This is a genomic window from Azospirillum thermophilum (genome assembly GCF_003130795.1).
GTDB classification, from domain to species: Bacteria; Pseudomonadota; Alphaproteobacteria; order Azospirillales; family Azospirillaceae; genus Azospirillum; species Azospirillum thermophilum.
Genome location: NZ_CP029355.1, coordinates 24,804 through 42,818 on the forward strand (window position 1 = coordinate 24,804; position 18,015 = coordinate 42,818).

The window sequence follows — 18,015 nt, forward strand, 5'->3', positions numbered from 1 at the left end:
GCCGACCACCGCGCCTCCGCAAAGACGATCACGTGTAGAAACGCATGCCTGATGCCCTGCTGCTCCTGACCCTCGTCGGTCTTCCCTTTCTCGGCGCGACGGCCGCCGGGCTCCTGCCGACGCACGCGCGCAACGCCGCGGCGTGGCTGGCCGGCGGGACCGCCCTGGTCGGGATCGCCCTGGTGTGGGCCGCCTATCCAACGGTGGCGGCGGGCGGCGTGCTCCGCCACGAGGTCGCTTGGATGCCGTCCCTCGGGCTCAACCTCGTCCTGAGGATGGACGGCTTCGCCTGGCTGTTCGCGGGGATGGTGTCGGGCGTCGGCGCGCTCGTGATCCTCTACGCGCGGTATTACATGGCGGCCGACGATCCGGTGCCGCGCTTCTTCGCTTTCCTGCTCGCCTTCATGGGTTCCATGACGGGTATGGTCATCTCCGGCAACCTGATCCAGCTCGCCTTCTTCTGGGAACTGACCAGCCTCTTCTCCTTCCTGCTGATCGGCTATTGGCATCACCTGGCGGCCGCGCGCGACGGCGCGCGCATGGCGCTGACCATCACCGCCACCGGCGGACTGTGCCTGTTCGCCGGGGTGCTGGTGCTCGGCCACATCGTCGGCAGCTACGACCTCGACGCCGTGCTGGCCGCGGGTGACCGGATCCGCGCCCATCCGCTCTATCTGCCGGCGCTGATCCTCATCCTCCTGGGCGCCCTGACCAAGAGCGCGCAGTTCCCCTTCCATTTCTGGCTGCCACACGCCATGGCGGCGCCCACCCCGGTCTCCGCCTACCTGCATTCGGCGACGCTGGTGAAGGCTGGGGTCTTCCTGATGGCGCGCCTGTGGCCGGTGCTGGCGGGGACCGACGCCTGGTTCTGGATCGTGGGCACGGCCGGGATCGCCACCCTGATCCTCGGCGCCTACATCGCGATCTTCCAGCACGACCTGAAGGGCCTACTAGCCTATTCGACGATCAGCCATCTCGGGCTGATCACGCTTCTGCTCGGCCTCAACAGCGAACTCGCCATGGTGGCGGCGATCTTCCACATCATCAACCACGCGACGTTCAAGGCGTCGCTGTTCATGGCCGCGGGCATCATCGACCATGAGACCGGCACGCGTGACATCCGGCGCCTGTCCGGCCTGAACCGCTTCATGCCGTTCACCGCGCGGCTGGCCCTGGTTGCCGCGGCGGCCATGGCCGGCGTGCCGCTGCTCAACGGCTTCCTGTCCAAGGAGATGTTCTTCGCCGAGGCGCTGTCGGCCGAGGGGCCGCTGCCGTTGCTCCTCGACGTCCTTCCGGCCGCGGCCACGGTGGCGAGCGCCTTCAGCGTGGCCTACTCGCTGCGCTTCATCCACGGCGCCTTCTTCGGCCCCGACCCGGTGGACCTGCCGCTCACACCGCACGAGCCGCCGACCTGGATGCGGTTCCCGGTGGAGATTCTGGTGCTGGCCTGCATCATCATCGGCCTCCTCCCGGCAGCCACCGTGGGGCCGTACCTGGACATGGCGGCGCACGCCGCCTTGGGCGCGGCCACGCCGGACTACAGCCTCGCGGTCTGGCACGGCTTCAACCTTCCCCTGCTGATGAGCCTGATCGCCCTGGCCGCCGGCGTCTCGCTCTACCTCCTGCTCCAGCGGCATCTCAGGAAGGGCGAGGAGGGAGCGCCGCTGATCGGCGGCCTGCAAGGCCAGCGCATGTTCGAACGCACTATGGTCTTCCTGTCCTGGCGGCTGGCGCGGACGCTGGAGGGGCTGCTCGGCACCCGGCGCCTGCAACCCCAACTGCGGCTGGTGGTGTGCGTGGCGGTTCTGGCCGCGGGCTGGACTGTCACTCTGCGCGGGCTCGGCCCCGGCAACCTCACCCCCGCTGGGATCGACCCCGTGCTTGCGCTGATCTGGGCGATCGGGGCGGCCTGCGCCCTCGGCGCCGCGTGGCAGGCCAAGTACCACCGGCTCGTCGCGCTGATCCTGCTTGGCGGCACCGGGCTGGTCACCTGCGTGACCTTCGTCTGGTTCTCGGCGCCCGACCTCGCCCTGACGCAGCTGCTGGTCGAGGTCGTCACCACCATCCTGCTCCTGCTCGGGCTGCGCTGGCTGCCCAAGCGCCTGGACGTTCCCGGCGCCCGCCCGCCGGAGGTGATCACCACCACGCGCCGCCTGCGCGACCTTGGCATCGCCGCGGCTGCCGGCTTTGGCATGGCGGGGCTGGCGTTCGGCGTGATGACCCGCTTCCCGCCCGAGATCCTGGCCGAGCATTTCCTGGAGCGCGCCTACACGGAAGGGGGCGGCACCAACGTCGTCAACGTCATTCTCGTGGATTTCCGCGGCTTCGACACGTTGGGCGAGATCACCGTGCTGGCGGCGGTGGCGCTCACCGCCTACGCGCTGCTGCGGCGCTTCCGCCCAGCGCCCGACAGCGTCGATGTGCCGGAGCAGCAGCGCGACCAGAGCGCCTACGACATCGCCCGGCCGGAACGGCGGGAAGGCGACACCGTCGCCGACTGGCTGCTGATCCCGTCCATCATCGCGCGGTTGCTGTTTCCGGTGATCGCCTTGGTGGCGGTGTACCTCCTGCTGCGCGGCCACGATCTGCCCGGCGGAGGCTTCGCAGCCGGCCTGACCGCGTCCATCGCCCTGATCCTGCAATACATGCTGGGCGGGACCCAGTGGGTCGAGGCGCGCCTGCGGGTGCTTCCGCTGCGCTGGATGGGCCTCGGCCTGCTGCTGGCCACCGGCACCGGCCTGGCCGCCTGGGCGTTCGGGCGCCCCTTCCTGACGACCTATTTCACCTACGCGGAACTGCCCCTCGTCGGCACGGTTCCGATGGCGAGCGCCTTGCTCTTCGACATCGGCGTCTTCGCCCTGGTCGTCGGCGCCACGATGCTGATGCTGATCGCGCTCGCCCGGCAATCCGTCCGTGGTCACCGCGCCGTGGCGCCGCGCCCCGCCGATGAGCCTGCCGCCGTTACGGCACCAGCGGCGACAGCGATGGGAGACGACTGATGGAACTCATCCTCGCCCTCGGGATCGGCGTGCTGACGGGATCGGGCGTGTGGCTGCTGCTGCGGCCGCGGACCTTCCAGGTGATCATCGGCCTCTCGCTGCTCTCCTATGCCGTCAACCTGTTCATCTTCTCGACCGGTGGGCTCCGCACAGGGGCTGCGCCGGTGCTCGAACGCGGCGCCGTGGGCCACCTCGCCACGCACGCTGACCCAGTGCCCCAGGCGCTGGTGCTCACCGCCATCGTCATCAGCTTTGCCACCACGGCGCTGTTCCTCGTCGTGCTGCTCGCCGCGCGCGGCCTGACAGGGACCGACCACGTGGATGGCCGGGAGAAGGACCGATGAGCGGTTGGATGAACCACCTGACGGTCGCGCCGATCATCATCCCTCTTCTGGCCGGGACCGTGATGATGCTGATCGACGAGCGGCGGCGCACACTCAAGGCCGTTCTTGGCGTCGCCTCGGCTCTGGTCCTGCTCGTCCTCGCGGTCGTGCTGCTGCTGATGGCCGATGGCGCGCCTTCGGGAAGCGGCGCCGTGCGCGTGTACCGGCTGGGCAACTGGCCGTCGCTCTTCGGCATCGTGCTGGTGCTGGATCGCCTTGCCGCGCTGATGCTGCTGCTGACCGCCATCCTCGGGGTTGCCGCGCTGGTGTTCTCGCTGGCGCGTTGGCAGCACGCGGGAGCGCATTTCCATTCGCTGTTCCAGTTCCAGCTGATGGGGCTCAACGGCGCCTTCCTCACCGGCGACCTCTTCAACCTGTTCGTCTTCTTCGAGATCATGCTGGCCGCCTCGTACGGCTTGGCCCTGCACGGCTCGGGCCTGGCCCGTGTCCGGGCTGGGCTGCATTACCTCGTGATCAACCTCGCGGCCTCCCTGCTCTTCCTGATTGGGGTGAGCATGATCTACGGCGTCGCCGGCACGCTCAACATGGCCGAACTGGCGACCCGGATCGCGGTCGTCGCCGGCGAGGACCGGGCGTTGCTGGAAGCGGGCGCGGCGATCCTGGGCATCGCCTTCCTGATCAAGGCGGGGATGTGGCCACTGGGGTTCTGGCTGCCGAACACTTACGCCACCGTCAGCGCCGCGTCGGCGGCCATCATCTCGATCCTCAGCAAGGTCGGCGTCTACGCCGTGCTGCGGCTGTGGCTGCTGATGTTCGGCGAGAGCGGCGGGGCCTCGGCAGGCTTCGGCGGCCTGTGGCTGCTGGCCGGTGGACTCCTGACCATCGCCTTCGGGTCCGTGGCGGTGCTGGCGACGCAGAACATGGCGCGGCTCGCCGGCGCGAGCGTGCTGGTCTCCTCCGGCACGCTGCTGGCGGCGGTGGGGACGGGGCAGGTGGCGGTGACCGGGGGCGCGCTGTTCTACCTGACCAGTTCCGTCCTGGGGATCGCCGGCTTCTTCCTGCTGATCGAACTGGTCGAACGCGGCCGGGAACTTGGCGCCGACGTGCTGGCCGTGACGCGCGAGGCGTTCGGCGAGGACGAGGAGGCGGATGAGGACGATCAGATCGGCGTCCCCATCCCGGCGACCATGGCGATCCTCGGGGCAAGCTTCGTCGCGTGCGCCCTTCTCCTGGCGGGACTGCCGCCGTTGTCGGCTTTCCTCGCGAAGTTCGCCATGCTGGCTCCCCTGCTGTCTCCCGGCAGCGCCGGCGTGTCCGCGACGACTTGGGCGCTGCTCGCCGCGTTCATCCTGTCCGGACTGGCGACGATCGTCGCCATGACCCGCACCGGCATCGACGTCTTCTGGGCGTCCCCGGCGGCCACCGTCCCGCGCGTGCGCGTCGTCGAGCTCGCACCGGTCATGCTGCTCCTGACGCTGTGCGTGGCGCTCTCCGTGCAGGCCGGACCCGTGATGCGCTACATGGAAGCCACAGCCCAGTCGCTTTACGTGCCGCACGGTTACGTCACCGGCGTGGTGCCAACCCCCTCCTGGCCGTCGGGGACGGAAGGAGACCGCCGATGACGTGCTGGCTGCCGCTCCCCCTCCTGACCGCAACGCTGCTGGCCGTGTGGCTGATCCTGAACGAGAGTGTGTCGCCGGGTGCGCTCATCCTGGGCGGCGTGTTGTCGGTCGGCGCCGTCCGGGTCCTGCTGGCGCTCGAGCCGCCGGAGGGGCGCTTCCGGCGGCCGCTGGTCGCGCTCAGGCTCGCGCTGGTGGTCCTCGGCGACATCGTCCGGTCCAACATCGCGGTCGCCCGGATCATCCTGAACTCGGGGACCAGGGACCGAACCTCGGGCTTCGTGCGCATCCCCCTCGACCTGCGCGCGCCCTATGGCTTGGCGACGCTCGCCTGCATCATCACGGCCACGCCCGGCACGATCTGGGTGGAGTACGATTCCGCCAGGAATACTGTCCTTCTCCACATCCTCGATCTGGTCGACGAGGAGACGTGGATCGAGACCATCAAGCAACGGTACGAGAAGCGCCTGATCGAGGTGTTCGAATGATCACGGACGTGCTGATCTGGTCGATCTTTCTGGCGCAGATCCTCATGGTCCTCGCCATGGGTTGTGCGGTGTTCCGCATCCTCCGGGGCCCCCGGGCGCAGGACCGGGTGGTCGGGCTCGACGCCCTGTACGTCAACGCGACGATGCTGCTGCTGGTCTTCGGCATGCGCACGACGAGCACGCTGTATTTCGAAGCGGCCCTGATCATCGCTCTGCTCGGGTTCGTCTCAACGGCGGCGATTGCCAAGTTCCTCATGCGCGGAGAGGTGATCGAATGACGCACTTGGCCGAACTCCCGTCGTGGGCAGCGCTTCTGACCGCACTGCTCCTCCTGCTCGGCGCCGGTCTGGCGTTGATCGGTTCGTTCGGGCTGCTGCGGTTCGGCAGCTTCTACGAGCGGATCCACGCCCCGACGCTGGGGTCAACGCTGGGCATCGGCTTCGTGCTGATCGCGTCCATGCTCTTCTTCTCGGTGCTGCAATCGCGCCCCGTGCTGCATGAGGTGCTGATCACGGCGCTGATGGTCGTCACGACGCCGATCACCCTGATGCTGTTGGCACGCGCGGCGCTGTATCGCGACCGCACGGAAGGCAATGACGACGTGCCGCCCTCGGCCTGAGGGCGCTCCCGAACGCACTCAGGCCGAGCAACGGAGCCACTTGGGCGGCCTCATCGACGTCGCAATCGGTCAGCTTGGCGGCGACGATCCGACCACGCGCCGCGTCCACGCCGACGTGCAGCTTCTTCCACGAGCGCCGCTTCCCCGTGCCGTACTTCTCGGTTAGCCACTCGCCCGGCCCGCACAGCTTCAGCCCGGTGTTGTCCACCAGCAGATGCAGAGGGGCACCGGCGGTGCGCGGCGGCTTGGGCAGGCTCACGGTCTGGGCGCGCCGGCTGATCGTTGAGTGGTCGCGCACCGGCAGGTCAAGGCCAAGCAATTGAAGGACGGAGCCGATGAGCCCCTCGGTCTGGCGCAGGGCCAGCCGGAAAACGGCACGCAGCATCAACGCCGTCGTGATCGTCAGGTCGGAGTAGGTGGGCTGCCCGCCCGGCGTGCTGCGCGGCGCGGCCTTACCAGCCGGCGATCGCCTGTTCGGACACCCAGATGGTCAGGTTGTCGCGCTGGCGCAGGGCCGCATCGGACTCGGCCCAGTTGAGCATGCGTCGTCTCGGCCGGGAGATATGGTGCCGACGAGCGGCATTGACCTTGTGGGGCATGGTTGCAGACCAGTGTGGCGGCGGAACCTCCCCCTACGACACCGACGATATCGCTGCAACACACTGGTGCAGTGCCCTTCCCCGCAGGCGCGGGGGTGAACCGGTCAGCAGCTTGGCCGCCGCCGCAGACGCAGCCCCTTCCCCGCAGGCGCGGGGGTGAACCGTCGCCGAACTGCGCCGACAGCACGCCCTCGTCCCCTTCCCCGCAGGCGCGGGGGTGAACCGACCAGCAGGTTGATCGCCGAAGCGGTCACCGTCCCTTCCCCGTAGGCGCGGGGGTGAACCATTACCGAGGGAAACACAAAGCCAAAGTGCAGTAAGCATCAGGAAATTAGCCAGGTATCCCCTAGGCTGATTGTGATCAAAAATCCAAGATTTCCAGTCAAGTTCCAATCTGTTCGAATGGGTAACAGGAGGAATCGATTAATGGGAAAAAAAACGGATGGGTGTTCGTCCCTCTGATCGCATGATGACGGCAAGAGTTCTCTGTCTTTTCCCTTCTGTTATCCTCTCTGCCTCCCAACCGAAAAGCTCCTCCAGAGCAGGGTAGAATCCGCCATCGAGAAGAGACGGACACATGACCCTGCGTTCGAGCCAAGCTTCAAGCTGTGCCCGCAGAGGACGCAGGGGCTGCTATATCGCCCACCATAACAAATGGTCATTTGGTCATTTGATCTTTTGGCCTTTTAATCGTCTGGCCACTTGACCAGCGATTAACTCCTTGATTTGATAGAGTTGGGCTTCAAGAGGAAAACCACCATGCCAGTCATCGCTCTGGCCAGCGTGAAAGGGGGAGTGGGCAAGACCTCAGCCTTGCTCTCGCTGGCGTCCGACCTCGCTCTGTCCGGCAGCAGTGTCTCGGTTCTCGATGCCGATCCGAACGGCCATGCCAGCCGGATCGGCATCAAGATGGCGAAGCGGCTGAACGGTTCGGCCTTCTCGGCCACCGGAGGCATCACCGAGGCGAACATCCTCGCCGCCATCAAGCAGGCCCGGACGGAGGTCGACTACGTTCTCGTCGACCTCCCCGGCGTGTCGAGCAAGCTGACCCTCCTCGGTCTCGCCCGCTCCGATCTTGTCATCATTCCGGTGCAGGCCTCGGAGATGGACATTCACGACGCCTTGCAGACCGTCGAGAATGTGAAGCAGGCAGCCGAGGCAGCCGACAGGACCATTGCCGCCTGCTTCCTCCTGTCCCGCTGGCCCGTGACGATCGAAAGCCGCGCCGCCAAGGAAACCCGCAAGCGCCTTTCCGCCAAGGCTCCCGATGTGCCGGTCCTGCAGACGCCGCTGATGGACCGCACGGCGCTGAAGGAGATGACCTTCAACGGCGCCCCACCCAGGCTGACCGATCCGGACGGCAATGCCGCCGCCAACGTCTCGTCGATCTGCCAGGAAGTGCTGGTGCAGCTCGGCGCCAACGTGGAGCGTGCCGCATGAGCAAGAAGATTCCCCTGCCGCTGGACGACGACGACGATGTGCTGGCACAGCGGATCGCTGAAACGGCGACCCAGCGCGGCATTCCGTCTCTGACACCAGCGCCGGCCGCCCCCTCCCCTGCCTCGGCTGGGACTCGCCGGCCGATCAAGATCGAGGTGTCGGATCCGCTCTTCGAGGCGCTGACCGTCGCCGCCGCCAAGCAGAAGGTCACCAAGCGGTACCTGATCCTGTCGGCGCTCCGGGACGCCGGTTACCCTGTCGAGGACACGGATTTCCAGGAGGACGGGCGCCGGCTTCGCGGCTCGCGCAAGTCATGATCTTTTGCGCAAAAGGGCAAACGGTCATTTGACCTCAGCCCTTTTGCTCTATTGAGCAATTGATCGTTTGACCTTGCGCGGAGCTCCGGATGCAGGCGATCGAGCCTGGGTAACGAAAGGTTGCCATTGAAAATCAAGGACATGGGGCGCCTGCTTGTCAACGCCCTTTTGTTCTTGAAATGTTCTTTTTCCGCGCCATTCTGACTCCACCCGTCGGAAGGGGAGGAGGGGACCATGCAGTGGCCTTTGCCGGTGATCGCCCGGCCGTGCCCGGTCATACAGGTGGAGGCCCTGGTGTCGGCCGGTTTTCCGTCGCCAGCGGCGGATTACGTGGAAGGCCGGATCGACCTGACCGAGGTCCTGGTCCCTCACCCCAGCAGCACCTTCACCTTGCGCGTCGTCGGCCACTCCATGGTGCGGGCAGGCATCCATGACGGGGACTTCGCCATCGTCGACCGGAGCCTCGTTGCCCGCCATGACGACGTGGTGGTCGCCGCGCTCGACGGCGAGCTGGTGTGCAAGCGCCTGCTCCGTCGCAGCGGCCGCGTCTACCTGGTGGCCGAGAGTGACGATCCCGCCTACCGGCCGATCGAGGTCACCGACCGGGACAGCTTCGAGATCTGGGGCGTCGTCACCGCGACGATCCGCATGCACCGCCGCTGACCCATGGCCAGAACGCTCGCCCTTGTCGACTGCAACAACTTCTATGTGAGCTGCGAGCGCGTGTTCCGCCCGGACCTCGAAGGGGTGCCGGTCGGGGTGCTGAGCAACAACGATGGCTGCTTCGTGGCGCGGAGCGCCGAGCTGAAAGCGCTGGGCGTGCGCATGGGCCAGCCCCTGTTCGAGGTCCGGGATCTCGTGCGGCACCATCATGTCCGGGTCTTCAGCTCCAACTATGCCCTCTATGGCGACATGTCGGCCCGCGTGACCGACTGTCTGCGCGGCTTCACGCCGGCGCTGGAGATCTACTCGATCGACGAGTCGTTCCTCGACCTGACCGGAATCGGCGGGGACCTGTCGGGGTACGGTGCGGAGATCCGGCAGACGGTCAAACGGTGGACCGGCATCCCAGTGTGTGTCGGGATCGGTCCGACAAAGGTTCTGGCCAAGCTGTCCAACCATGCCGCCAAGAAGGCCCTGCTGGATGACCGCGGCGTCTGCGATCTGCGGGATGCGGATGCCCGCGAGCATGTCCTGCGCGCCGTGCCGGTCGAGGAGGTTTGGGGCATCGGCCGGCGGTCGGCCGAGAAACTCTCCCTCCTTGGCGTGAGAACGGCGGCCGATCTGCGCAACCTCGATCCCCGGCTGGCCCGCCAGGCCCTGACCGTCGTGGGCGAGCGCATCGTCTATGAACTCCAGGGCGTGGCTTGCCTGTCGCTCGACCTGGTGCCCCCGTCGCGCAAGACCATCGCGGTCACCCGCAGCTTCGGACAGCCGGTCACCGACTGGGAGCCGATGCGGGAGGCGGTTGCCGCCTACGCCACGCGGGCGGCCGAAAAGCTGCGGGCCGAGCGCTTGGCAGCGGAAGCCCTGCAGGTGTTCATGCACACCAGCCCGTTCCGGCCGGGACCGACCTACAGCAATGCGGTGACGGTCGAACTCCGGCCTGCGACCGACGATACCTTCGCCCTGATCGCCGCCGCTGCGGCGGCGGCCCGCCGCATCTGGCGGGACGGCTATGCCTTCTCGAAGGCTGGAGTAATCCTGCCCGGGCTCGTGCCGCTGGAGAGGGTGCAGCCGGACCTTCTGGCTGCCGCCGACCGGCAGCGCGGCACCCGGCTCATGAAGGCGCTCGATGCGATCAACAGCACCATGGGCAAGGACACGCTCGTGCCGGCAGCCACGATGGGCCGGGCATGGCGAATGCGTCAGGAGCAGCGCTCCCCCTCCTATACCACCCGCCTTGCGGACGTGCCGGTGGTTCAGGCCTGAGGCGTGGTACAGCCTCGACATGTCTGGTCAATGCTTAAATGGTCATATGGTTTTTTGTTCAAATGATCTTTTGGTCTATTGGCAAAATTGATGAAGACGTGAAGAAAGAGGCCCGGAGCGCGGGGAGCTCCGGGCCTCAGATGAGGAGGCTTTCCATGCTGTGCGGACTGTACCCGAAGGACGGCAGCACTTCGGGCCTCTGACAGGGAGTCTCCCGTGTGGGAGCGCCGTGAGGCAGAAGAAGCGTAACCCTCTTGACCCCTTCGGCAAAGCAATCAAAGGTAGAGCGATCCTACCTCCCAATGCTACGCGCTTTGCGGCGCTGCGTCTCCGGCTCGACCTGGGTCAGCCGCCGCCCCTCGTCCTGGTGCTGACTCCGCTCCTGGCCCTGCACTTGGGCTTGACGGGCCTGCGCCAGCTCGCCCGCCATGCGCTGCCGCTCGCCCCGCGCCAGCCCGGCCGACACCTGCTCGAACAGCACCGCCCGGCCCTGCGAGCGCGCCAGATCGTTCCAGTCGGTGCCGCGGTCGTCCAGCCGGAACGCCGGCAGCAACACCGTCCCGCCGACCCTGGCCGCCGCATCCTCGGCCTTCTCGCGGCCGACGTTCGGCTTGCCCTGGCGCTCGTTCACATGATCGTTGTCGCCCGCAATCACCAGCGGCTTGTCCGGATACCGCTGGCGCAGCGCTTCGGCCACCGGCCCCAGGTTGCCGGCGTTGAACGCCACCGCCACCGCCAGACCGGTTTCCCGGTGCAAGGTCGCCGCGGTGGCGTAGCCCTCCGCCACCAGCACGGACGGCGAGGCCGCCGCGTCCCCGATCAGGAAGTGGCCGCCCTGCGTCCTGGCATCCTTCTGGAAGCTCTTGCGGCCTTCCGCGGTGATCGCCTGCACCGACATCACCTTGCCGTCCATGTCGCGGATCGGCACCAGCAGGTTCCCCTCCCGGTCCTGGCGCAGCCCGTAGGACGGCACCTCCTTGGCCCGCAGATAGGGATGATCGTCTGGCGCCGGCCCGGCCTGGGCAAGCCGCGCCTCCGCCGCCTCGGCCGCCCGCTCCTGCACCAGCTCGCGCTCCTGCGCGCGGGCCTGCCGGCGCTGAACCGCCTCGGCGCTCAAGCGGGCACGGTCCACCGCGGTGGTCGCCTGCACCCGGCCCGGCGCCTTCCAGTTCCGCTCCACCCCCGTCTTGTGGTTCTTGATGTAGCCGGCCGGATGGCCGTCGGTGTAGCCGACATAGGCGCCGCTGCGCTCGCCCGGCTTGTCGCCCTCCACCTTCACGCGGCGCATCTGGCCGTCCATCTCCGGCGGCCCGTCCAGCCGCAATCCCGCCTCCCGCAAGGCGGCGGCGAACTCGGCGCGCGGATCGCGGCCGGCATCCACATGCAGATCGGTGTGCCCCGGCCGCCATTTCTCCAGCGGCGCCAGATCGGTGCCGGGCGGCGCATACCATGCCTTCTGCTCGCGGTCCCACCGCGCCCCCAGCGCCTTCGCCTCGTCCTTCTCGGCATAGGGCACCGCCAGATAGACCCGCTCGTCGGCCGTCTGCATCGCCACGGCCTGCGTCTCGGCAATGAGCACCGGCATCTTGACCTGCACCCCCTCGTCCTGGCTCTGGGCTGGTGGAGTCGCCGCCCGGTCGCGGCCCTGCGCCTGCTCCTGGGTCTGATCCTGGCTGAGCTGCTGCGCCAGCCCGTTGAGGTGCTTGACGATCTTCTCGGCGTCGGCCGCCGCGCGGAAAATCTCCCGCGGGTCCTCCTGCAGCGCCTCGATCCACGAGCCGATGTAGGCGACATGCTGGCCGGGGTCGTGGCCGATTTCGAGCTGCTGCCCCAGCACCATCGAGGCGATTTCCGCCCGCAGCTCTTCCCTGGCGTATCCCGCCGAGCCGAACGGGTGCGACAGGTCGCGGTCGAGGCGGGAGCTGTGCCCCGTCCAATGCCCCTTCTCGTGCAGCGCCGTCGCGTAGAAGCCATCGGCGGTCGGAAACTGCGCCCGCTCGGGCAGCACGATGTGATCCCGTACCGGGCTGTAGTAGGCGCGATTGCCGGCTTGATGGAGGATCTTCGGATCTCCCGCCGACAGCAGGCGCTCCGCCTGCTCGTGCCGCTGCCACTCCGGCAGCGCCGGCTTCGCCTCGGCCGCCGGCAGGCCGTCGATCTGCGCCGCGTTGAACACCACGGCGGAGAGGACGCGGGGCCGCTCGTAGCGCACCATCTCCTTGCGCGGCTGGCCGTCCTCGCCGATCACCGGCTTGCCGTCCAGCCCCAGCACCGGCTCCAGGCCCTGCCATTTCCAGTACTGGACGCGGGTGCCGCGCTCCCCCTTGCGCACCTGGGCGCCCATGTCCTGGGCCTGGTTGTAGGTCATCCAGCGCGGATCGCCGTAACCCCTGGCCTGCCCAACCGCCATCAGCCACAGGGTGTTGGCGCCGCGGTAGTCGTTGCCGGTGGTCGGGTTGTAGGGCAGGTGCCGCTCGCCCGGCTTCCACGGCTTGATCCAGGGGGCCGTGCCCTCCTTGAGCTGGCCGATGATGGTGTCTGCGACGGTCTGGACGAAATCATTCGCCGCCATGGCCGCGGCCCTCCAGCTCGTCGCCTAAGTCGGCCTGCGATTCCCAGGCGTCGGTCTCGCTCAGCGCGGTTTCCTCGAACGCGCCCAGCGCCTCGGCCTCGTCGGGATCGACCTCGACCACCACTCCTGGCGTGCCGAGATCCGACAGGCTGGTGGAAAGGATGGCGTCTTGCTGGATGAGAGTCGGCGGCGCCTGCTCGTCATTGGCCGCCGGGGGCAGCGCCCCGGTCGGAAGGCGGTTGTTGGACATTGCTCGTCCTCCGGTAAGCCGTGGTTTCGGCATGGTAGGGATCGGCCGGCGCCGTCTCTGGCGCCGGCTGGGGACGGGGCTGGCGCGGCGGCGCCGCGTCGCCCGAGGCAGCGCCGGCCGCAAGCGTCACGCCCTCGCCGTAGTAGCGGGCGACGTAGCCGTTGCGGAACCCGCGCTCGAAACTGCCGGTGTTGTAGGCGCTGAGCGCCGCCTTCAACGCGTCCTGGCCGGGGCCGTGGCGCTCGACCGCCCGCCCGTAGTTGGCGGTGAGGATCGCCGCCCCGGCTTTCAGGTTGAGACAGGGGTCGAACATCTGCTCGACCGTGTAGCCGAGCTTCGGCAGGTTGGCGCTGTTCACCTGCATCAGCCCGAGGTCCACCGTGTAGCCGGCGGCCATCGCCGAGGTCGCCAGTTTCACGGCGTCGGCCACGTCGACGGCCGGCCGCGCCAGCGTGGCGCCGTTGATGTTGATCGCCAGGGGATTCCCCCGGCTCTCCACCCGGATGACCTCCTGCACGGTCTGCGGCGCCACGTCCGGCGCGCAGGCCAGGATGAGGGCGATGTCGATCATGACGCTCCCTGCACAAGGATGGGCCGCGCGGTGCCCTGGATGCTCTCCAGCGGCAGCGCCCCGAAATAGCGGCTGTCGAAGGACGCGGGGTGATGGGAGGACACCACCCACACGGTGCCGGCCTCCACCCGGTAGCGGCCGCGCGGCAGCACCGGCATCGGCCGGCCGGCGCCGTCCGCAGCGAGCGGCCGGCTGTTCGCCAGCAGCACCCCGTTCACCCACACCCCCTCGGCCGTCAGCTCCACCTCGTCGCCGGCCTGGGCGGCGATCGGCTTGAACAGCGGTTGATAGCCACCGGGACAGGACCCCGCCGGCACATAGCCGCGCTCGCGTGCCAGCCGGAACGGCGCGCTGTCCGGCGGACACAGCTCGACCACCACGCCCGGCGCCACGGTGCCGGCCGCATCGACCCGCCACAGCCCGACCGGCAGGGATGGCGTGGAGTTGATCCGCCAGCCCGCCATGCCGGCGGCGGCGGTCGCCACACTGGTCAGGACGGCGGCGCACCACACCCCCAGGGCGAAGCGCCGGCCACGGGTGGCCCGGCTCACAGCACGAACGCCTTGCCCGGCGCCGCGCCCGGCCTCAAACCGCGCAGCCTGTCGGTCGGCGGCGCCGGGATCTTCGCCCGCTCGGCGAAGACCGGATCGCGGAAGTAGAGGCTCTGCGTGCCGTAGACCGGCGCGTGGCCGGCGGTGAACACCAGCACGTCGCCCGGCTCGCTGATCCGACCTTCCTCGTCCTTCACCGGGGCTTTCAGCCGCATCACCTCATCGGGCGTCAGCAGCGGCCGGCTCACCTCGTGATAGGAGCGCGTGACGCTCTGCAGGACGGCGCCGAAGCGCGATCCGCTGGTGGAGATGTCCTCTTTGATGATCGTCGTGGTGCCGGTCATCTTCGACAGCCACTCGGCCGTCTCGACCTTGTTGGGCGCGTAGGCCACCCGGACATGGCAGTTGGACAAAATGCTCTCGTCCTTGCCGTAGAGGTTCCAGAGCTGCGCCACGTCCTGCACGATCACATACGCCTTGATCCCGTAGCCGGTGATGAAGGACAGCGCCTCTTGGAAGACCTCCAGCTTGCCGAAGCTGGCGAACTCGTCCAGCAGCAGCAGCAGCCGGTGCTTGTGCAGCGCCTGCTCCCGTCCGTCGATGAAGGTCAGCTCGTCGCGCACCAGCACCCGGACGATCTGGTTGATGACCAGCCGCATCAGCGGTTTCAGCCGGTCCTTGTCGGCGGGACGGACAACCAGGTAGAGCGACACCGGACGCTCGTGGTCCATCAGGTCGCCCACCATGAAATCGCTGCGCCCGGTGTTCTTCTCCACCAGCGGATCGCGGTAGAGGCTCAAAAAGCGCCGGGCGGTCGAGAGGATCGAGGCGCGTTCCTCGTCCTCGGTGTTCAGCATGTCGCGCGCCGCCGCCGCCACCACCGGATGGGCGGCATGCTCGCCGCTCTCCGCCTTCCACAGATGCCGGTTCTCCAGCATCTCGACATAGAGGTCCATCACCGGCCGCTCGGGATCGGACAGGGCCTGCGCCACCGCCGGCAGGGTGACCGCCCGCCCCTCCTTCGCCTCCTTGTAGCTGAGATGGAGGATGACCCCGGTCAGCAGCGCATGCGCCGACGCCGCCCAATGGTCCAACTGCCCGGTGCCCTGGGGATCGACCATGATGGTGACGACGTTCTGCACATCGCCGACCTCGTAGAGCGTGCCGAAGCGGATCTCCGCCAGCGGATTGAAGGCGACGCTACCCTCGGCCGCCGCCGGGTCGAACTTCATCACCACATGGCCCTGCGCCTTGCGCCAGCCCGCCGACATCGCCCACAGCTCGCCCTTCATGTCGTGGACCACGACGCTGTGCGGCCAGGACAGCAGGGTGGGCACCACCAGCCCGACGCCCTTGCCCGACCGCGGCGGCGCGATGGCGGCGATGTGCTCCGGCCCGTTGTGCCGCAGGTAATGCAGCCGGCCGGTCGCCGGATCGGTCCAGCCGCCGACATAGACGCCGGCACCCGGCTTGTCCGCCGCCGGCAGCAGGCCGCTGCGCTGCACCGCGGCCTTGTCCGCCCAATGGGCGGTGCCATGCACCCCCTCGTGCCGGATGCCGCTGCGGGTCGCAAAGCCAACGGCCAGCACATAGGTCAGAATGCTGGCGCCAAGCCCGCCGAGAAAGCCGAGATAGGCTTTGTCGAACACCTCCTTGGCGTTCCAGTACCAGTCCATCTGCCAGCGGAACCACGCCCACGGCGGATAGAACACCCCGGCCAACGGCTCCCCCAGCGCCGGGTGATAGTCGAGACTCTGCGCCACATACTGCGTGCACACGCTCGACAGCCCGACCGCCGTTCCGGCCAGCAGCAGCGGCCCGAACAGCCGCGCCCGTGATCGCTTGCGCCTGGGCTGGAGAGTCGGGATCAGGGGTCCGGCCGTCGTCATCGCTTGCGCCCTCTCGATGGCGTCAGGAAGCGGCCCCGGCTGTCCAGCTCGACCGTCTGCCCCACCCGCCATGTGCTCGCCTTGGCGGCCTGGGCGGGGGTGACCGGCTTGACCAGCGTCTCGCCGCCTCGTTGCAGCAGCACCACCTCGGCCCCGTCCTGCAACCTGCGGCGGCCGTGGTAGACCGCCGGTCCGGCGTCGCTTCCGGCCCAGAGGCGCGTATAGTCTACAGACGGTACGGTGTCCCTCATACTGTTCCGTCGAGAGATGAACGCCGCGACGGTTGTAGATCCTTCGGCATGGGTCATACGCTCGGCCATCCGGGCGCGCTCCCGCTCAAGCTCGGGATCGGCAAACCGCACCTCCAGACCCTTCATCGCCGCGAGCTGCGCCACCTGCCTCCTGAACGCCTGGGTGCCCTCGACCACCAGGGCTTGGCCGCGGAAGCGGTCGTCGGCCAGCGACAGCGCGAGGAAGGCGGCCCCGGCGGTGACCGCGGTCACCCGCACCTGGGCCGCCTCGTCGCTCACCACCCCGCCGTCCTCCACCCGGTAGACCAGCGCGCCGTCCTTGCCCGCCTTCGGTTGCAGCCGCTCATAGACGATGTGCCGGGCCGCATCGGCGTCGGCCGCGGTCAGCAGGGTCTCCGCCATCCGACGCTGCCGGCGCGACCGGCTGCGCAGCACCGCCACCGCCACCTCGTTGCCCCGGCCGGCCTCGGCCATCAGGAAGTCCTGCCACGTCGGCAAGCCCTGCTGCGCCGCCTCCTGGCGCTGCCGGGCCAGCTCCTGGCGCCGCGCCGCCGCGTCGGCCCGGCGCTGATGCGCCAGCATCGCGTAGGCATGCCGGCGCTCGGCCGCCGACAGCACCGGGCTGCGCTTGATCTCCGCCCGCCGCGCCGCATACCACGCCGCCAGCTCCTTGGCGTGCTCCGCCTGCGCCTGACGCAGCGCCGCCCGCTGGGCAGCCCGCGCCTTCACCAGCGTCTCCCGCTGCGCCTGATACTGCTGATACAGCACCTCGCTGTCCGCGTGTCGGTGCAGCGGCGCCCTCTGGTAGCCCCCCCGCCCTGGTCGCGCGGCATCGCCGGCCGCCCCCCATTGCGAACTGTCACCGTTCGACCGGCCTTGGGTCTGCGCCCGGGGCGGCGGCTCGTAGGCACCCAGCCGCTTGGTCAGCGCCTGGGCCGACAGGCTGCGGTCGACACTGCTCTCCTTCACCGCAAGCCCGGTCGACTCCTGCACGATGACCAGACCGGCGCCCTTCGGCCGGATCGCCAGCCCATGGCGCTCCAGCGCCGCATGCAGCTCGCCCCAGCTCGCCGCCTTGCCCGCCCGCTCCACCAGCTCGACGCCAGCCGTCTCCTTCACCCAGCGCAGGAACGACGCCTCGCCGGCGTGCGCCTCCAGATCGCCCGGCCGCCCGGGCAGGGCAGGGCCATCCATCGGGTGGAGCTGGAGTCCGTGCTTCTGCTCCAGCGCCCGGCACAGCTTGAACAGCTCCTTGTGATCGTAGAACGGTTCGACGCACCGCAGGGTGCGGGGATGCACCCGGTTGATCGCGATGTGGATGTGGAAGTGCTTCGTGTTGGTGTGGGCCGCACTGATCCGCTGGTGCTCGGCGTAGCCGATGCCGGCGCACAGCGTGTCCTCGATGTCGGCCAGTTGCTCCCTGGTCGGAACCTCCCCCTCGGGGAAGCTCACGATCAGGTGATAGGTCTTGTCGCCCTTGGCCCGCTTGTTGCGCTCCTGGGTCGCCAGGATCTCGCGGATCGCGATCGTGCCCCGGGGCGTGGTGTCTGAGGGAACGTAGGTGCTCTTCGGCG

Annotated in this window: 17 protein-coding genes; 10 read left to right on the top strand and 7 right to left on the bottom strand. The window is 68.5% G+C overall.

The features are described from left to right. Positions 1–44 precede the first annotated feature (44 nt). The 6 genes from DEW08_RS21005 to mnhG are packed head-to-tail and all read left to right on the top strand — an operon-like array spanning position 45 to position 6,069. Positions 45–2,999, top strand: coding sequence for a monovalent cation/H+ antiporter subunit A (locus DEW08_RS21005; protein WP_109331012.1), 2,955 nt, complete (start codon positions 45–47; stop codon positions 2,997–2,999). Beyond that, positions 2,999–3,343, top strand: coding sequence for a Na+/H+ antiporter subunit C (locus DEW08_RS21010; RefSeq protein ID WP_109331014.1), 345 nt, complete (start codon positions 2,999–3,001; stop codon positions 3,341–3,343). The genes DEW08_RS21005 and DEW08_RS21010 overlap by 1 nt, the downstream gene beginning before the upstream one ends. Positions 3,344–3,351: 8 nt before the next feature. Further along, positions 3,352–4,965: a monovalent cation/H+ antiporter subunit D gene (locus DEW08_RS21015; RefSeq protein WP_211107306.1), complete on the top strand. Its 1,614-nt coding sequence runs from the start codon at positions 3,352–3,354 to the stop codon at positions 4,963–4,965. Further along, positions 4,962–5,450, top strand: a complete 489-nt coding sequence (locus DEW08_RS21020; RefSeq protein WP_109331018.1) for a Na+/H+ antiporter subunit E — start codon at positions 4,962–4,964, stop codon at positions 5,448–5,450. The genes DEW08_RS21015 and DEW08_RS21020 overlap by 4 nt, the downstream gene beginning before the upstream one ends. Then, positions 5,447–5,728, top strand: a complete 282-nt coding sequence (locus DEW08_RS21025) for a K+/H+ antiporter subunit F (RefSeq protein ID WP_181449471.1) — start codon at positions 5,447–5,449, stop codon at positions 5,726–5,728. Before DEW08_RS21020 ends, DEW08_RS21025 begins: the two co-directional genes overlap by 4 nt. Further along, positions 5,725–6,069, top strand: coding sequence for a monovalent cation/H(+) antiporter subunit G (mnhG, locus tag DEW08_RS21030; RefSeq protein ID WP_109331020.1), 345 nt, complete (start codon positions 5,725–5,727; stop codon positions 6,067–6,069). The genes DEW08_RS21025 and mnhG overlap by 4 nt, the downstream gene beginning before the upstream one ends. Here mnhG and DEW08_RS21035 read toward each other — a convergent pair. Beyond that, complete coding sequence (locus DEW08_RS21035) at positions 5,990–6,457, bottom strand: transposase (RefSeq protein WP_245986822.1); 468 nt, start codon at positions 6,455–6,457, stop codon at positions 5,990–5,992. The genes mnhG and DEW08_RS21035 overlap by 80 nt on opposite strands. A 946-nt stretch (positions 6,458–7,403) precedes the next feature. Between DEW08_RS21035 and DEW08_RS21040 the strand changes: the two genes are divergently transcribed. The 4 genes from DEW08_RS21040 to DEW08_RS21055 all read left to right on the top strand — a co-directional run bounded on the left by DEW08_RS21040 (position 7,404) and on the right by DEW08_RS21055 (position 10,357). Further along, complete coding sequence (locus DEW08_RS21040; protein ID WP_146214743.1) at positions 7,404–8,108, top strand: ParA family protein; 705 nt, start codon at positions 7,404–7,406, stop codon at positions 8,106–8,108. Beyond that, complete coding sequence (locus DEW08_RS21045; RefSeq protein ID WP_109331024.1) at positions 8,105–8,425, top strand: hypothetical protein; 321 nt, start codon at positions 8,105–8,107, stop codon at positions 8,423–8,425. Before DEW08_RS21040 ends, DEW08_RS21045 begins: the two co-directional genes overlap by 4 nt. A gap of 234 nt (positions 8,426–8,659) precedes the next feature. Continuing rightward, positions 8,660–9,088, top strand: coding sequence for a LexA family protein (locus tag DEW08_RS21050; RefSeq protein ID WP_109331026.1), 429 nt, complete (start codon positions 8,660–8,662; stop codon positions 9,086–9,088). Between the two features lie 3 nt (positions 9,089–9,091). Next, a complete protein-coding gene (locus DEW08_RS21055) occupies positions 9,092–10,357 on the top strand; it encodes a Y-family DNA polymerase (RefSeq protein ID WP_109331028.1) in 1,266 nt (421 codons plus the stop codon). Positions 10,358–10,649: 292 nt separating this feature from the next. Here DEW08_RS21055 and DEW08_RS21060 read toward each other — a convergent pair whose 3' ends face one another. Genes DEW08_RS21060 through traI form a run of 6 tightly spaced genes read right to left on the bottom strand, consistent with a single transcriptional unit; the run spans position 10,650 to position 17,968 of the window. Then, positions 10,650–12,929 (bottom strand): zincin-like metallopeptidase domain-containing protein, encoded by a 2,280-nt coding sequence (locus DEW08_RS21060; RefSeq protein ID WP_109331031.1) that lies wholly within the window; start codon positions 12,927–12,929, stop codon positions 10,650–10,652. Next, positions 12,916–13,179, bottom strand: coding sequence for a hypothetical protein (locus DEW08_RS21065; RefSeq protein ID WP_245986824.1), 264 nt, complete (start codon positions 13,177–13,179; stop codon positions 12,916–12,918). Before DEW08_RS21065 ends, DEW08_RS21060 begins: the two co-directional genes overlap by 14 nt. After that, on the bottom strand, positions 13,130–13,750 hold the full coding sequence (locus DEW08_RS21070; protein ID WP_109331033.1) for a lytic transglycosylase domain-containing protein: 621 nt from the start codon (positions 13,748–13,750) through the stop codon (positions 13,130–13,132). The genes DEW08_RS21065 and DEW08_RS21070 overlap by 50 nt, the downstream gene beginning before the upstream one ends. After that, positions 13,747–14,301, bottom strand: a complete 555-nt coding sequence (gene traF, locus DEW08_RS21075) for a conjugative transfer signal peptidase TraF (RefSeq protein ID WP_109331035.1) — start codon at positions 14,299–14,301, stop codon at positions 13,747–13,749. The genes DEW08_RS21070 and traF overlap by 4 nt, the downstream gene beginning before the upstream one ends. Then, the gene (locus tag DEW08_RS21080; protein ID WP_109331037.1) at positions 14,298–16,190 is read right to left on the bottom strand and encodes a type IV secretory system conjugative DNA transfer family protein; all 1,893 of its coding nucleotides are present in this window, start codon (positions 16,188–16,190) and stop codon (positions 14,298–14,300) included. The genes traF and DEW08_RS21080 overlap by 4 nt, the downstream gene beginning before the upstream one ends. Then, positions 16,187–17,968, bottom strand: a complete 1,782-nt coding sequence (gene traI, locus DEW08_RS21085) for a TraI/MobA(P) family conjugative relaxase (protein ID WP_109331039.1) — start codon at positions 17,966–17,968, stop codon at positions 16,187–16,189. Before traI ends, DEW08_RS21080 begins: the two co-directional genes overlap by 4 nt. Positions 17,969–18,015 lie beyond the last annotated feature (47 nt).

Excerpts from the sequence above, each read along its gene's own strand:
- DEW08_RS21005 (WP_109331012.1), top strand. The coding sequence starts at position 45 with ATGCCTGATGCCCTGCTGCTCCTGACCCTCGTCGGTCTTCCCTTTCTC.
- DEW08_RS21010 (WP_109331014.1), top strand. The coding sequence starts at position 2,999 with ATGGAACTCATCCTCGCCCTCGGGATCGGCGTGCTGACGGGATCGGGC.
- DEW08_RS21015 (WP_211107306.1), top strand. The coding sequence starts at position 3,352 with ATGAACCACCTGACGGTCGCGCCGATCATCATCCCTCTTCTGGCCGGG.
- DEW08_RS21020 (WP_109331018.1), top strand. The coding sequence starts at position 4,962 with ATGACGTGCTGGCTGCCGCTCCCCCTCCTGACCGCAACGCTGCTGGCC.
- DEW08_RS21025 (WP_181449471.1), top strand. The coding sequence starts at position 5,447 with ATGATCACGGACGTGCTGATCTGGTCGATCTTTCTGGCGCAGATCCTC.
- mnhG (WP_109331020.1), top strand. The coding sequence starts at position 5,725 with ATGACGCACTTGGCCGAACTCCCGTCGTGGGCAGCGCTTCTGACCGCA.
- DEW08_RS21045 (WP_109331024.1), top strand. The coding sequence starts at position 8,105 with ATGAGCAAGAAGATTCCCCTGCCGCTGGACGACGACGACGATGTGCTG.
- DEW08_RS21050 (WP_109331026.1), top strand. The coding sequence starts at position 8,660 with ATGCAGTGGCCTTTGCCGGTGATCGCCCGGCCGTGCCCGGTCATACAG.
- DEW08_RS21055 (WP_109331028.1), top strand. The coding sequence starts at position 9,092 with ATGGCCAGAACGCTCGCCCTTGTCGACTGCAACAACTTCTATGTGAGC.
- DEW08_RS21060 (WP_109331031.1), bottom strand. The coding sequence starts at position 12,929 with ATGGCGGCGAATGATTTCGTCCAGACCGTCGCAGACACCATCATCGGC.
- DEW08_RS21065 (WP_245986824.1), bottom strand. The coding sequence starts at position 13,179 with ATGTCCAACAACCGCCTTCCGACCGGGGCGCTGCCCCCGGCGGCCAAT.
- DEW08_RS21070 (WP_109331033.1), bottom strand. The coding sequence starts at position 13,750 with ATGATCGACATCGCCCTCATCCTGGCCTGCGCGCCGGACGTGGCGCCG.
- DEW08_RS21080 (WP_109331037.1), bottom strand. The coding sequence starts at position 16,190 with ATGACGACGGCCGGACCCCTGATCCCGACTCTCCAGCCCAGGCGCAAG.